We start from the raw sequence: 15,874 nt of genomic DNA, 5'->3' as shown, positions 1-15,874 counted from the left end.
CTTTTATTTATCCTAACATTACTTCAACTTATAATATGAATATAATAACATTACAATGATTATAAAGGAGATCAACTCATGCGAGCAAAGTTTGTCTACCAGCCACCTGCTAACGGTTATCCGGAATGGAATAACAACCCAGAGACTTTTGAATTGAATCGATTGGATGCACATGCCTCCATGATCCCTTACCGTAGTTTATCCCAAGCGCTAACTAACGATAAAGAAACCTCACCTTTCTACCAAACCCTCAATGGGCTTTGGAAATTCGCTTTTTCCGAAACACCGGATCAACGAATTGTGGATTTCTATAAAGCCGATTTCGATTGCAGTACTTGGGATACAATTCCTGTACCGTCCCACTGGCAGTTCCAAGGTTACGACTATCCACAATATACAAATCTCCGGTATCCTTGGGCGGAATCCGAGCCAGAGCTTAAAGCCCCCTTTGCCCCAACAAAATATAATCCAGTAGGCTCTTATCTACGAACCTTTACTGTACCTGAGTCTTGGAATGGTCAACCGGTGTACCTAAGCTTTCAGGGTGTTGAATCCGCTTTCTACGTCTGGGTAAACGGTGAACTTGTCGGGTACTGTGAAGATACATTTACTCCATCAGAGTTCGATATCACCCCATATTTAGTTGCAGGGGACAACAAACTAGCTGTCGAGGTTTATCGTTGGTGTGATGCCAGCTGGCTAGAGGATCAGGATTTCTGGCGCCTTAGCGGTATTTTTCGGGAAGTCTATCTTTATTCGGCGCCTTCCGTTCATATTGCTGATTACTTCGTCCACACCGACCTGGATGAAAACTTCGTACATGCGGATTTAAATGTAGATATCAAGGTGGAAAATTACTTTAACGAGCAAAGCCCATATACACTGCAAATGCAGCTTTACAATAAAGATGGCCAGCCTGTTTGGGAGACTCCTATCTCCACTACTGGTTCCTTTGAGCAAGAAGGCGTCCAGCAACTCAAGCTTTCTGCCCCGGTTGAGCAGCCATTTAAATGGAGTGCTGAAACCCCTTATCTTTATACCTTAGTCCTGTCTATAAATGACGACAACGGGCATACACAAGAAACGGTCAGCTGTAAGGTTGGATTCCGCAAGTTTGAGATTAGAGACGGACTTATGAAGATCAATGGCAAAAGAATCGTGCTTAAGGGCGTCAATCGCCACGAGTTCTCTTGTGACACAGGTCGTGCTTTAGCCAAAGAAGATATGCTGCGCGACATCCAATTAATGAAAACACATAATATTAATGCCGTTCGAACCTCCCATTACCCGAATCAGTCTGTCTGGTACGAGTTATGTGATGAATACGGATTATATGTAATTGACGAAACCAATCTGGAAACGCACGGCACTTGGGCATACAGCCAAGAAGGATTGAATGACGGGAATGTTCCTGGAAGCAAACCGGAATGGCGGGCCAATGTCATTGACCGCTGCAACTCCATGATGCAAAGGGACAAAAACCACCCTTCTGTCATCATTTGGTCTCTCGGCAATGAATCTTTCGGAGGCGACAATTTTATCGCTATGCACGACTACCTGAGAGAAACCGATCCTTCGCGGCCAGTTCATTATGAGGGGATCTTTCACTGTAGAGAATCGGAAGCAGCAAGTGACATAGAATCTACTATGTACATTAAACCGCAGGATGTTGAAAAATATGCGCTTAATAATCCGAAGAAGCCTTATATCCTCTGCGAATACAGTCATGCCATGGGCAATTCATGCGGTGGGCTGCACTTATACTGTGACTTGTTCGACAAATATGACATTGTTCAAGGTGCATTCATTTGGGATTGGGTAGATCAAGCCATTCGGACCCACACCTCCGAAGGAATTGAATATCTCGCTTATGGCGGGGACTTTGGTGAATCGCCTCATGACGGCAACTTTAGTGGCAACGGATTGCTTTTTGCTGATCGTACGGTTACTCCTAAGCTCTTTGAGGTCAAAAAATGTTATCAGAATATTAAAGTAACGGCTGAAAATATCCTAGAAGGACTCTTCCAGATTCGCAATTCCTTCTTATTTACCAACTTAAAGGAATACGATCTCAAATGGGAAGTTCGTTTAGACGGAGTAACTGCGCAAGAAGGCTTACTGAAGATCTCATGTGCACCAGGTGAGAGCACTTCATGCAAAGTTCCTTACGAGCTGGATTCACTGCGTGGCAATCATGAGGCAGTTCTGAATCTTTCCTTTATTCAGCCTTCAGCAACTATATGGGCAGAAGCCAATCACGAAATCGCTTGGGAACAGTTCATTCTGTCACCTCGTTTCGTAACCAATACCTCAAAGAGAACCACAGAAACACTGCGTGTCAGCGAGCTTGAGAATGTTTTGAACGTGCAAGGTGATAATTTCGAACTGAGCTTTAGTACAACTACGGGTGCTCTGAACTCTTATCGTTCCTCAGGCAAAGAACGTCTGCTAGAACCTGTAAGACCTAACTTCTGGAGAGCAGTCACAGATAATGATTGCGGTAATAAATTGCCACAGCGGTGTGCAGTATGGAAGCAGGCATCGCATAAACAACACTTAATCAGCTTTACATTTAGAACCGAAGGCTCTCTCTGTTTCGTCTCTGCCAGCTACCTTCTGGCTACAAGTCCGGACTCCACGCTTCGGGTTCAGTATGTGATTCGCGCTGACGGGACTTTAGAGATCACGCAAGAACTGAGTCCGGGCAGCAGCGTTCTGCCAGAAATCCCTGAGTTCGGAATGATGTTCGTTCTAGATGGAAGTCTTGATACCCTATCATGGTACGGCCGCGGGCCTCATGAGAATTATTGGGATAGACAAACAGGGGCACCACTCGGACGTTATACAGGCAAGGTTAGTGAACAATTCACGCCTTATCTCAAACCTCAGGAGTGCGGCAACAAGACAGATGTCAGATTTGCTTCAATTACAGAGAGCAAGGATGGATCAGGGCTCTATTTTGAAAGTGCAACGCCTATAGAGATTAATGCCCTGCCTTGGAAACCTGAGGAATTGGAAGCCCATGATCACGTCTATAAATTGCCAGTCTCGAACAAAAGCGTACTAAGAGTTAACTACAAGCAAATGGGTGTTGGCGGGGACGACAGCTGGGGCGCACCAACCCACGAAGAGTTCACTCTGCCGGCTAATCGCCCGTACATCTTCCGTTTCACTGTCTCACTGCTCTAATCTCTTCCACTTATAAAAAAGGCCGTCTCTGGTTGGTTTCTACCACACAGGACGGCCTTCTTCTATTTATTTTACAGCTACTGTTCCTTGTCTGAATTCCGAAGGGCTTAAACCTACATTTTTTTTGAACTGTTTGGAGAAATAATAGAGTTCGCTAAAACCAAGATCATGGGCAATCTCACCGACAGAACTTTGCGTCCCCCTCAATAGCTCCTTGGCCTTAGTTATCTTTTTTCGGGTGATATACTGAATGGGTGGAACTCCGATTTGCTGTTTAAATAGCCGGATAAAATAGTTGGGATGCATGTACGCAATCTCGGCAAGCTCGTGTATGGTGATATTTCGCTCGATATGAGCGTCTATGTACGTTAATACTTTCGTTAATTTTTCGATCGAGCTCAGATTCTTAAAGGTGATATCATCTACATCTATGTTCATAATAAAATAAGAGAATAACTCCATTAACTTACTTTTGGCTAATAAATGAGCATACACCGCATCAGATTTCATATGACTCGTTAGGCTGCTGAAAATCTTTTGGATTACATGAGGATCTACTTCTCTGCATACATGACTTAACTCTAACATTTTGAATAGATTAATGTCTCCGACTTTTGCGCTGAAATGGCACCAATACTTCTCAAAGGGTTGATCATTTATGCAAGAATAAGATTGCTTAACTCCCTCAGGCATCAAAAAAAGCTGACCAGGCTTCGGATAATATTCTCGATCTCCAATCTTTAACCAACCCTCCCCATCGCAAATAAAATAAAATTTACTATAGTCAGGTGTGTAGTCAAGATCTTTCCAGTCACGGCCACAAAGATTGTAATCAGCCATAATTAAATCAACCTTTAAATTGGATAAATAATTTGTAAGCAAAACATGGTTATCCATCCCTTACTCCGCCTTATCAGGTTAGTTTTGTACATCTAAAAGTTAATGTCCTACATTTTGATTCCCACATCTAATCACTAGAATGAAGAAGAAATAAACGTTTGAAAGGATGATTGCAAAATGGTGGATAAAAGCAAATATTTAAAAGTAATCGAAGATACGATCGCAACTGGAAGATTCAAAGCCGATTGGGATTCACTAAGTCAATTTCAAGTGCCTACGTGGTATGAGAACGCTAAGTTTGGTATTTTCATTCATTGGGGCCTTTATTCTATTCCGGCTTTCGCCAATGAGTGGTATCCCCGAAATATGTATATCCAGGGTTCGCGGGAATATGAACATCATCTTGCTACCTATGGCGAGCATAAAACCTTTGGCTATAAGGATTTCATCCCCTTGTTCAAGACTGAGCATTTCAATGCTGAGGAATGGGCCAATCTCTTTAAATTATCTGGAGCCAAATACGTGATGCCTGTTGCAGAGCACCATGACGGCTTTCAAATGTATAAGAGCGCTTACTCCCACTATAACACATATGAGATGGGTCCCAAGCGGGATTTAGTCGGGGAAATGAAAGACGCTTTTGAGCAGCAGGGATTAGAGTTTTGTGTATCTTCCCATAGAGCTGAGCACTGGTTCTTCCTGTCTCATGGCAAGGAATTTGATTCCGATATCCATGAACCGCTTGTATGTGGAGATCTCTATTGGCCATCCATGCCCGAACCCGATCATCAGGATTTATTCGGCTCCCCACCCAATCAAGAATTTCTGGAGGATTGGTTGATTCGCTGCTGCGAGCTGGTAGACAATTATCAGCCGAAAATCTTTTACTTTGACTGGTGGATTCACACAGCCGCCTTCAAACCCTATCTCAAAAAGTTCGCTGCTTACTATTACAACAAGGGAGAGGAATGGGGAACTCCGGTTGCAATCAATTATAAGCATGATGCCTTCATGTTTGGCTCAGCGATCCCAGATATTGAGAGAGGTCATTTCTCTGAGCTTAAACCTTATTTCTGGCAAACGGATACAGCAGTAGCTAAAAATTCATGGTGTTATACACCGGAAAATGATTATAAATCTGCCGTAGAAATTATCAGAGATTTAGTAGATATCGTAAGCAAAAACGGCAACTTGCTGCTGAATATAGGCCCTAAAGCGGATGGCAGCATTCCAGCTCAGGATCAGGAGATTCTGCTTGGCATCGGAGAATGGCTAAAGGTGAATGGTGAAGCAATCTATGATACGACCTACTGGCGCACCTTCGGGGAAGGCCCTACAGAGATCGTTGAAGGTCAGTTTACAGATGGGATCACGAAGATTTTCACCAATGAAGATATCCGCTTTACGGTAAAAGGCAGTTATCTTTACGCTAATGTTCTTGTCTATCCAAACAACGGTATAGTGCAAATCAAATCCCTTAAAGAAAACTCTGCTCACTTCCATGGGATGATTAAACAGATCAAAATCTTAGGTTTTGAGGAACAACCTGCATGGGAAAGAACCGATGAAGCCCTGATTATAAAAACAACCTCGGTTCGCAGTGAGACTCCGGTTGTTCTGCGGATTGAATTGGATTAGGGACACTTACAGAACTTCATAACCTATAAAAAGAGTGTTCTTGCCCATCCAGCAGAGAACACTCTTTTATAGTTTTATAACCATCAATTTATATTAAAAGTAGGGTACCCTGACGTTTACTGTCTTCATTCTAGTCCTATGAGGATATCTCGCGCGTAATTTGTTGGACTCCAAAATAATGCGACCATGAAGCGGATGCTCCGTAGGGATTTTTAGTTGTGTAGCAATGACTTCACTTAGCCCGTGGTTTCGGATGTCCGCTTGAAGCTGTAAGGCTTCTGGATCTTTTTCATAATCAAAATAAAGTGCAGAAACAATAGCTGAGACTAAATGTGAGGTCTCAAAACCAAGTTCATGAGCAAGCATTGCCGGTTTTACGAGTCGATCATTAGGTGAAAGCTTGCGAAGCGGGGAGCGGGCGACACGTGTAATTTTATCGTTAAAGTTGGGGTTAGTGAATCGTTCCATCATCTTTTCTATATACCGGTCATGTTCTATGGGCTTGAAGCCATATAAATGCACCAATAAGGTCCCTGTTTCCTTAAGCACCCCGTGAACACGAGCTCTGATTTCGGGATCAGACATCGCTTCTTGAATGCTAGTATAACCTTCCAGGTATCCAAAATAGGCTGCACTGCAATGACCTGTATTCACAGTAAATAGCTTCCGTTCGAGGTATGGCGCCAGCGAATCTACATAATGGACGCCTTTAATTTCATTGTAGTTACCAATCATTCCACTGCGGGGAATAACCCACTCACTGAAGGGTTCAACGAGGATTTCAAGTGAATCTGTATTTTTCTGCATAGGTACAATCCGGTCAACCATCGCATTGGGAAAAGCGACATTGCGGTCAGCAAGCTCCTTGAAGGATTGCTTCATATATCGATAAACAGATTTTTTCAACTTCTGACTGCTTCCAATCCCATTCTCACAGGCGATGATATGAAGAGGGGTGAGATTTCTGTTGTTTTCAAGCCTTCGTTCGATGCCCTGCGCAATGGTCTCAGCAATATCTTGTAAAGCGGATATTCCGACTGCAGTTGTCACAATTTCAGCTTCTGCTATAGCTCTAGTAACGTCCTCAGTATCATTCAGATTGATCGCTGTAACATTATCAACGATAAAGCTGTCCCGGTTCTTGTTAGCTAGGGTGACAGGATATTGGCCACGTTTTTGCAATTGGGCAATTTTACTCTTATTTCTTCCGACGAAACAAACGTTGTAACCGGAGTCCGACAACATAGGCCCAATAAATCCTCTGCCAATATTGCCCGCTCCAAAGTGTACGGCTCTCAATTTGGTATCCCCCTTTAATTTGAACTCAGTTTCTCGGTTTCTCTATACGAAGCAACGTTGAGTAACTACATGATCAAATTCAAGAAGACTTAGATTATCAATTTTATGGTGCTGCTTATCGAATTCAAGAAAATTAGTAATTTCGTTAGGCGTCACAATGCAACGGATGCCAGCTGCTGCCGCTGCCTTAGATCCATTCGGTGAATCCTCGATAGCAACCGCCTCATCAGCTGTGATTCCAAGACAAGCTAACGTTTGGTTATATAGCTCCGGATCTGGTTTCACTTTTGCCACATGGTCGGCAGTCCGAACACATTCGAAATACTCGCGAATACCCAATTGATTCAGATATTTTTCCACCCATTCCAGGGAAGAACTTGAGGCCAGCCCTATGCGCAGTCCAGCTGCCTTGGCAGAATCAAGATAATGCTGAATACCTGGTCTTATTGTTTCAAGCTCCATCAGTTTGCTGTGTCTCTGTTTAACAGCCTTGCTGAACTCTTCTTTGTCAATTGCGAGCTTAAGATCAGTCATCAAATATTCATAAGGATTAAAACTGTTCAAGCTCGTGCCGATGCAGGTGGAATATTGTTCAAGCGTCAGGTCCACTCCATATTCTGCATAAGCCTCGTTAAATGCGGTGTACCAAGCAGTCTCCGTGTCGATAATCGTTCCGTCAAAATCAAAAATAATTCCTTTGATCACAATCAACCATCTCCCTCGTATTATGTTTGGTTAGAATATCTTACGCAAAACCTTCTGCATATTCTACAAAAAGCTATTTCGGCTTGCGTTTGACTATAAAAACCATAACAAAGCCCTTCTACTGACGTCAAGCACGGTAGATAACATGCCACGTAATGATAACGATTACAATCAATGCGGACAACCCTGAATTTTTGCATCACCTGAACATCTTAATACATAACAATAATCAGATTCAAAAAAACACCACAATCCTATGTGCTTCAAGGGATTCCTTCTGCCAAGTTTGTTATGAAGGCAAGCTCCCTCTCTTTCTTTCCATTGCTGTTATTTAGAGTATTTTTCCAAGCAGCTAAAAATAATTTAAAATAATTTCAACCACATCCTTTTTACTTGATTGTACAAATCAAATTACGGGGTTATTTTTTGTCCATTGAGTAAAAAGAGGCTTTAATTTATGATAGTTTTTAATCGAGAATGATTATCATTATTGGTGGTCGTTACATATAATAGGGAGGCAATAAGATATGAACAAGGTAAGACAGTCCTTCGCTGTGGTATGTGTACTATTTTTGCTGAGTACATTGCTACTGGCGTGCGGAAACTCAAAGGAACAATCCTCTGCCAATAGTACGGCGAACGCAACCGGGAACTCTTCCGCTGCAACCGCGGCACCTTCAGCAGAACCCTCAGATAGCAGTACAGATGAAGCTGCAGCGACTACCCGCTCCTATACAGATTACATAGGACATACTGTAGAGATTCCAGTGAATCCGCAGCGAATTATCTATTCTGGAGAAACTTATGGCGATTTGCTTGCACTTGGTGTGCAGGCGGTAGGTTATCCTCTTTCTATGGGGGAAGGCCAGGTTTTTGAAGATCAATTGCAAGGTGTGGAGGATGTAGGCTTCCCTATCAATCTGGAAAAAACATTGGAGCTTCAGCCTGACTTGATCATCTATGCGGGCACAGATGAAGCTGATTTCGAGCAGCTCTCCAAAATTGCACCAACGATAATATTTAATACCTTTGCCCCACTCCAGGAACGTATGCTGGACATTGGTGGAATTGTTGGTAAAACGACTGAAGCAGAAGCATGGCTTGCCCAGTATAAAACCGCTGAAGAGAACATGTGGAAGCAATTGAAATCCGCAGGCATGAAAGAGGGCGAAACGGCTGCGGTCTTCACTTATTATCCAGGAGACAGACTATTTATAATGGCAGCAACCGGACTTTCACAGGTACTCTATGGGGAGAATGGCTTCAAGGCAACTCCAGCTATTCAGAAGATACTTGATGAAGGTAAAGGGTTCCAGGAAGTATCCATGGAAGTCCTGAAAGAATATGCCGGAGACCGGATATTCATCTTGACTCCAGTGGCAGAAGAAGCAAAACAATCCACAGAGAATCTATTAAAGAGCCCTATCTGGAAGAGCCTTCCTGCCGTCAAGAACGGATATGTCTATACACAAGACATCATGAAGACTTCAAGTGATGCGACAACAAGAGAATGGCTGCTTGGCGAAATTCCACAGCTATTGAATATGAAATAACCTTCCGAGATGAAGTGTTTAACACAAGGCTGATAAAAAACTGCAAGAAGCATGTCAACAGCTGTTGATATGCTTCTTTTTTTTATATACAATGAATTCATTGATAATCATTCTCACCAAATGAACGGAGGCTGAACCCATGCTGCATACATCATCGTCCTGCCCCCCACTCCACTCTCTGTTATTTCAGCTAAACGAGGCCGAACTGATGATTCAAGCTGCCGATTCAAGCTCTATAACGCGTACAACCCAGGACTATACCCTTCTCATATTTACTGGAGGGAACGGACAATTGAACCTCGATGATCAAAGCGTGATACTAAGTACGGATAAATGTTATCTACTATCTCCTGGAATCTCCTATAGTACGAACAACCAGGAGCTGACGTTGTATTATTACCTCATCACCTTTACAGCAATTTATACAACCAAGCATCCTAAACGATATTCTGGAGAGCTGCTTTCCGGCAGACGGGAGTTAATTGTGCACCCGTTCACCAAGGTAATCCGACTAGTCGAAGAGCTGCTCATGAACAGGAATAATACCGATGATGTACAACAATTCAAGCGACAATTAAAATTCCAAGAATTGCTGCTGCTACTTTTTGAGCATAATTACCCTTCCAAACACCTGCCAAGTCCTACGGAATCCGTAGAAAAGACCATAACATTCATTCAGGAGCATTATACAGAGAGTATCACCGTGAAGCAGTTGGCTGAACGGGCGGGGATATCGATCTGGCAGTATACACCGATCTTTCAACAGCTTACGGGTAAAAAGCCGCTTGAATACCTGACGGATCTGCGTATTAATCATTCCAAACGATTCCTGCAGGAATCGACTGAACCACTGCGGGAAATCGCCAGACTGGTCGGCTTCTCGGATGAATACTATTTCAGCCGCCGCTTTCGGCAAAAAACAGGAGTTACACCCGGACAATATGCACATCAGCAAGGTCGTAAGCTTACCGTCAAGGATTGGACGGGTCATGAGGTGGAAATTCCTGAACGAGCGAAACGTATTGTCTATCATGGCGAGACACTTGGCGACCTTCTCGCGTTAGGTGTAAAGCCTATCGGTGGAGATGAAGCATTCGCCCGGAACAGCGTCTATAAACATCGACTTAAGAAGCTCGCCAACGTCGGGTTTCCACTGGACCCGCAGTTGACCGCTTCCCTAAACCCAGATTTGATCATTTTGGCAAATAGTGATGAAAGAGCCTACAGAGCAGTTTCTGGTATCGCTCCGACACTCACCTTTGATTCATTTGCGCCTCTCGACAACCGAATGCGGACATTAGGCAGTTGGCTAGGTAAACAGCGCGAAGCGGAAGCATGGCTGGAGTCATTCACAATCAAAAACGCAGCCATGTGGCAGCAGCTTTACTCGACAACTCTCCAAGTTGGAGAAACCGCCTCTGCTTTGGTCTATGATCATGGAGATCATCTATATGCTATGGGAATGTCCGGATTCTCCACTGCGCTTTATGCCCCATGTGGTTTACAACCGACCGAAGAGATTCAGGCCATATTGGACGAAGAGTTAGGGTTCGCCGAAGTGGATCCAACACGACTGCCTGCCTACGCCGGAGATCATATCTTCATGTTCATTCCGGAACGCAAAGACTCGCGAGCTGCAATGGAACGACTACTAGACAGTTCACTTTGGAACAGTCTCCCGGCAGTACGTCAGGGACATGTTTATCTGCTCGACGGAAGCAAATGGAACTCCAGTGATGCGTTAACCCGGGAGAAGCTGCTAACGTTGTTGCCTAAACTACTCGGCGGAAGTAGCGCTAGCAATTGAAGGTGAATCTAGGATTCTCTTTTGACTTTTCAAAACTTCATAGGGTATACTTTATCTACGCTTAATTTCCAACTTTTACAGTTGAAAAGCGGGGGAACCAGTTAATTGGGGCGAATCATTGAGCATTAGAATGTAGGGTACCATCTTACCCGAGTCCGTCAGCTAACCTCGTCAGCAGTGGATGGGTCTGCTTTTCATGTTATTTACATAACCAGAGACCCTTGCTAAGGGTCTCTTTTTGTGCTTTTTTTGGACCCTGCTGGCAGTAGATTGGCCTTTGACACTAAGGCTCCCTCATTTCTCACACTACGAGACAAAGGAGAGATGTACGTGCAAAAGGTAAAGTACTTCACGGATATTAACAAAATAGCTATGTTGTCTGAGCTGGAAAAAGAGAATCTGAAAGAAATTACAGAAAAATTTGTTTTTCGTGTAAATGACTACTATCTGTCTTTGATTAACTGGGATGATCCAGAAGATCCCATCCGTAAGCTGGTTATTCCTAACGAAGGTGAACTGCTGGAGTATGGGCGCTGGGACGCCTCCGATGAGGACACGAATTATGTGGTACCTGGTTGTCAGCACAAGTATAGAACCACTGCACTACTGATTGTATCCGAGGTCTGCGGGGCTTATTGCCGCTACTGTTTCCGTAAGCGTCTGTTTCGAAATGACGTGAAAGAGGCGATGGCTGATGTCTCTCCGGGCTTGGAGTATATCGCAAAGAATCCGGAGATTAACAACGTACTTCTTACGGGCGGGGACAGTTTAATTCTCTCCACACCGAAGCTAAGATCCATTATTGAAAATCTAAGAAGCATTGAGCATGTTAAAATCATTAGACTAGGTTCGAAGATACCCGTATTTAATCCGATGCGGATCTCTGAAGACGAAGAGCTGCTGGAGCTGATTCGTACTTACTCTACCGAAGACAAACGAATCTATGTTATGGCGCACATCAATCATCCTCGTGAAATCACACCTGAAGCCAAAAAAGCATTTAAAGCTCTCCACAACGCAGGGGCAATTGTCGTAAATCAGACTCCCATCCTCAAAGGCATCAACGATGATCCCATTATTTTAGGGGAACTACTGGACCGACTTTCATGGGCTGGCGTTACACCCTACTACTTCTTTGTGAACCGGCCCGTTGCCGGAAACCGGGATTTCGTATTACCGCTCGAGCAAGTCTATCAAATTGTAGAAGAAGCCAAAGCTAGAACCTCAGGACTTGGCAAAAGAGTACGCTTATCCATGAGCCACACCTCAGGAAAAATAGAAATTCTCGCCATTGATAACGGGAAAGCCTATCTCAAATACCATCAATCCAGAGATCAGGAATACGGAAAATTCATGATTCTAGATTGTCCAAAGGACGCCGAATGGTTCGATGACCTGCCTGGGAATGAGCAATATTGGACCCCACCTGTGAAAAAAAACGATGCTATTATTTCTGTTAATCATTTATCAGAGCCTGCGGATTTAATCTATAAATAAATTAATCGGCTCTGTCAGACTCTGTCATAGGATATTACTTCATCACCAACAACAAAACTCCTCCCTCCCAAAATTAGCCCGAAAAAATCTATGATATAATCACGCTGTAACACGAAATGGACTAATGGGTGGGAATGCACACATGAAATTGGAACGATTGATTTCTATGATCTACAAGCTATTGAACCACGAAGTTTTATCTGCCTCCAAGCTGGCTGAAGAGTTTCAGGTTTCCCAGCGAACGATCTATAGGGATATCGATGTGATTTGTGCCGCTGGTATCCCGGTCGTATCATATCAGGGAACTAAAGGTGGATATGGCATCATGGACGGATATAAAATGGATAAAAGCCTGCTCCGTTCGTATGATGTCACTTCTCTGATTACTGTACTTAACAGTCTTTCTTCCGTGTTTGAAGATGAACATACGCAAAGAACCATTGAACGGCTGCAAACGATTGGAACGGAGCCACAGACCTCTAGTCTCGCGGTGGATCTTGAAACCCGGCGTACGGATCCTGACGCACTTCCTCTTTTACGTGCGGCTATAGCGGAACGAAATGTTGTCCGTTTTGATTACATCAGTGTAAAAAATGAACGTACAACCCGTGAAATGGAACCAGTAAAGCTTCATTTTAAATATAGCAACTGGTACATCTATGGTTATTGCCGGGCACGGCAGGATTATCGGGAGTTTCGTCTTTCCCGGATGCTGAATTTGTTCCTGACGCAGGATACCTTTCAATCACAACATGAAGTACCCAAAGAGGCTGGCTGTTCAAACAGGGTAGATCAGGTGGAGGAAATAGTAATCCGGGTGGGCCCTGAGGCTTTGGCAGAAGCTTTGGATCAGTTTCATCAAGTCGACAAGGAATTTCATTCTGATAAAAGCATGACGATGCGAATTCCTGTGTATAAGCCATTGGAAGCTTGTTGGCTTTGGTCCATTCTGCTGAGTTTCGGCAGCGGGGCCGAAGTCCTCGAACCCCCTGCATTGCGAGGTATTTTAAAAGAGCAGCTTCAAAACACACTCAAACTTTATGAAGAAGTATGACAGTCTGATGTCATACTTCTTCTTTTATATTAACAACAGTAACAAAAACAAATCCATGACAATTCAAAAGGAGACAATACGAATGACAAATTATCCAGTAGAAATGTTTAAATACCACACATGGGGAAACCAAACTATCCTGGGGAGAATCAAGGAACTCCCGGCTTCTGTGCTAAGTCAAGAAGTGAACAGCTCATTTCCCACCATCGCTCATGCCCTTAGCCATATCTATGCGGTTGATACGATGTGGTATCTTGTTTTAACAGGCACTGCTATGCCTGAGGCTTTTCAACAAAGTATCCCGCTAAATTTGAGCATTCTAGATTCTGTGGATGAGTACGTAAATATCTTTGCACAGCTATCGGAACAATACAAAGCATGGTTACACAACCAATCCGATTTGGAGCAAACCATTCTGCTTGACAATCCATTCGCCGGAATCCGCCAAACACGCCTATCAGAAATTGTGTTGCAAGTCGTCAATCACGGGACTTATCATAGAGGTAATATATCTACTATGTTACGGCAGTTAGGCCACGCTTCCACCATGAATGACTATTCTCTTTTTTGGTATCAGGTAACAGCGGAAGCTATTTAAACACTAATGGGCAATCTGCCCCACTCCATACCTAGAAAGGAAATTGTATTTTAATTATGGAGATTGAAAATCTAATTACAGTAAAAACGAGAGAAGATTTAAGAGTTTGGCTGCAGGAGAATTGTAAGACTGAAAAATCTTGTTGGGTACTCGTTAGTATGAAGCCAAACCCAGAAACGTTGCTATATTTGGACGTAGTTGAGGAATGTTTGTGTTTTGGATGGATCGATGGAGTGAAAAAGAAAATTTCGGAAACAGAGCTGGCGCAAAGACTCTCTCCCCGAAGTAAAAAAAGCTCTTGGACTGAATTGAACAAAGAACGGGTCCGCCGCCTCGAAAAGCTGGGGTTAATGAGTGCTGAAGGAAAACGGATACTTCCTGATATGAACCCTGATTCTTTTATAGTAGATAAGATTATAGAGCAAAGGCTAAAAGAGGACAGGCAAGTATATGAGAATTTCCGGGCCTTTCCCCCCCTTTATAAAAGAGTTCGGATCGACACGATCCAAAGCAATAAACATCAGCCAGATTTATTTAAGAGTAAATTAGACAAATTCATAACAAACACTAAAGAAAATAAAATGTACGGGCAATGGCATGATAATGGACGTCTGCTCGATTAAGCTGCGCTAGATGCATGATCTCCTGCTGAGGCTTTCGGACTCCAATGACGCTATTTACTAATTTATCGCCTCTTCAGCAATCCATCGGACTCCAGCGCAGCTATTCCTTAGAAACTGGCTCTTATAAGGCGTTTTTTTCGCCAATAGGGGCTATGCGGTCCGATAATACTCCAAATGACGGATTTTCCTGCATTTAAGGTCTGCTGAGTCCGATACGCCGAAGAATGATCATTTGCTGGACTCCTGAGTCCGACACCGCCGAAGTATGATCATTTGCTGGGTCAACTGCTATTGCTATTGCTATTGCTATTGCTATTGCTATTGCTATTGCTACTGCTACCACTACTGCTACCGCTACTGCTACCATGATCTCCTGCTGAGGCTTTCGGACCCCAATGACGCTATTTACTAATTTATCGCCTTTTCAGCAACTCATCGGACTCCAGCGCAGCTATTCCTTAGAAACTGGCTCTTATAAGGCATTTTTTTCGCCAATAGGGGCTATGCGGTCCGATAATACTCCAAATGGCGGATTTTCCTGCATTTAAGGTCTACTGAGTCCGATACCGCCGAAGCATAGTCATTCGCTGGGTCAACTGCTATTGCTATTGCTACTGCTACTGCTACTGCTGCTGACACCATGATCTCCTGCTGAGGCTTTCGGACCCCAATGACGCTATTTACTAATTTATCGCCTTTTCAGCAACTCATCGGACACCAGCGCAGCTATTCCTTAGAAACTGGCTCTTATAAGGCGTTTTTTTCGCCAATAGGGGCTATGCGGTCCGATAATACTCCAAATGACGGATTTTCCCGCATTTAAGGTCTGCTGAGTCCGATACCGCCGAAGCAGGATCATTCGCTGTGTGTTGTTTCCGTATCTTGGTCATTCGCCGTGTGATGCTACCGTGTCTTGGTCATTCGCTGAGTGATGCTACCGTATCCTGCTCTTTTACTGTGTGATGTTACCGTATCTTAGTCATTCGCTGTCTGTTGCTACCGTATCCTAATCATCTGCGGATCAAACACCATCGACTCATGATCATCTGCTAATCCTATAGTGCTACATAC

The 15,874-nt window shown here is 43.6% G+C and carries 11 protein-coding genes and 1 riboswitch; of the genes, 8 read left to right on the top strand and 3 right to left on the bottom strand.

All coding sequences use genetic code 11. From position 1 onward, the window contains the following. Window positions 1-78: 78 nt before the first annotated feature. Entirely contained in the window at window positions 79-3,189 is a 3,111-nt protein-coding gene (locus NSQ66_RS10985; RefSeq protein WP_076142022.1) for a glycoside hydrolase family 2 TIM barrel-domain containing protein, read from the top strand. A 66-nt stretch (window positions 3,190-3,255) separates the two neighbouring features. Here NSQ66_RS10985 and NSQ66_RS10980 read toward each other — a convergent pair whose 3' ends face one another. Then, a complete protein-coding gene (locus NSQ66_RS10980) occupies window positions 3,256-4,086 on the bottom strand; it encodes an AraC family transcriptional regulator (RefSeq protein WP_076142023.1) in 831 nt (276 codons plus the stop codon). Window positions 4,087-4,206: 120 nt separating this feature from the next. Between NSQ66_RS10980 and NSQ66_RS10975 the strand changes: the two genes are divergently transcribed. Then, window positions 4,207-5,667 (top strand): alpha-L-fucosidase, encoded by a 1,461-nt coding sequence (locus NSQ66_RS10975; protein ID WP_076100782.1) that lies wholly within the window; start codon window positions 4,207-4,209, stop codon window positions 5,665-5,667. Window positions 5,668-5,760: 93 nt separating this feature from the next. Here NSQ66_RS10975 and NSQ66_RS10970 read toward each other — a convergent pair whose 3' ends face one another. After that, window positions 5,761-6,966 (bottom strand): mannitol-1-phosphate 5-dehydrogenase, encoded by a 1,206-nt coding sequence (locus NSQ66_RS10970; protein ID WP_076100783.1) that lies wholly within the window; start codon window positions 6,964-6,966, stop codon window positions 5,761-5,763. A gap of 42 nt (window positions 6,967-7,008) precedes the next feature. After that, on the bottom strand, window positions 7,009-7,671 hold the full coding sequence (locus NSQ66_RS10965; RefSeq protein ID WP_036689719.1) for an HAD family hydrolase: 663 nt from the start codon (window positions 7,669-7,671) through the stop codon (window positions 7,009-7,011). Between the two features lie 527 nt (window positions 7,672-8,198). Here NSQ66_RS10965 and NSQ66_RS10960 point away from each other — a divergent pair. The 6 genes from NSQ66_RS10960 (at window position 8,199) to NSQ66_RS10935 (ending at window position 14,803) form a co-directional block, all read left to right on the top strand. After that, a complete protein-coding gene (locus NSQ66_RS10960) occupies window positions 8,199-9,224 on the top strand; it encodes an ABC transporter substrate-binding protein (RefSeq protein WP_036689718.1) in 1,026 nt (341 codons plus the stop codon). Window positions 9,225-9,363: 139 nt separating this feature from the next. Then, window positions 9,364-11,031 (top strand): AraC family transcriptional regulator, encoded by a 1,668-nt coding sequence (locus NSQ66_RS10955; RefSeq protein WP_076142024.1) that lies wholly within the window; start codon window positions 9,364-9,366, stop codon window positions 11,029-11,031. 48 nt (window positions 11,032-11,079) lie between these two features. Then, a riboswitch (cyclic di-AMP (ydaO/yuaA leader) is annotated at window positions 11,080-11,221 on the top strand. Window positions 11,222-11,361: 140 nt separating this feature from the next. Beyond that, a complete protein-coding gene (locus NSQ66_RS10950) occupies window positions 11,362-12,528 on the top strand; it encodes a KamA family radical SAM protein (RefSeq protein ID WP_076142025.1) in 1,167 nt (388 codons plus the stop codon). Window positions 12,529-12,670: 142 nt separating this feature from the next. After that, the gene (locus NSQ66_RS10945) at window positions 12,671-13,582 is read left to right on the top strand and encodes a YafY family protein (protein ID WP_076142026.1); all 912 of its coding nucleotides are present in this window, start codon (window positions 12,671-12,673) and stop codon (window positions 13,580-13,582) included. An 82-nt stretch (window positions 13,583-13,664) separates the two neighbouring features. After that, a complete protein-coding gene (locus tag NSQ66_RS10940; protein WP_076142027.1) occupies window positions 13,665-14,180 on the top strand; it encodes a DinB family protein in 516 nt (171 codons plus the stop codon). Window positions 14,181-14,236: 56 nt separating this feature from the next. After that, on the top strand, window positions 14,237-14,803 hold the full coding sequence (locus NSQ66_RS10935) for a YdeI/OmpD-associated family protein (RefSeq protein WP_076142028.1): 567 nt from the start codon (window positions 14,237-14,239) through the stop codon (window positions 14,801-14,803). Window positions 14,804-15,874 lie beyond the last annotated feature (1,071 nt).

Origin of the sequence: Paenibacillus sp. FSL H3-0329 (assembly GCF_037963285.1) — a bacterium.
Taxonomy (GTDB): Bacteria; Bacillota; Bacilli; order Paenibacillales; family Paenibacillaceae; genus Paenibacillus_AQ; species Paenibacillus_AQ odorifer.
This window is presented reverse-complemented; position numbering and strand designations above follow the sequence as displayed.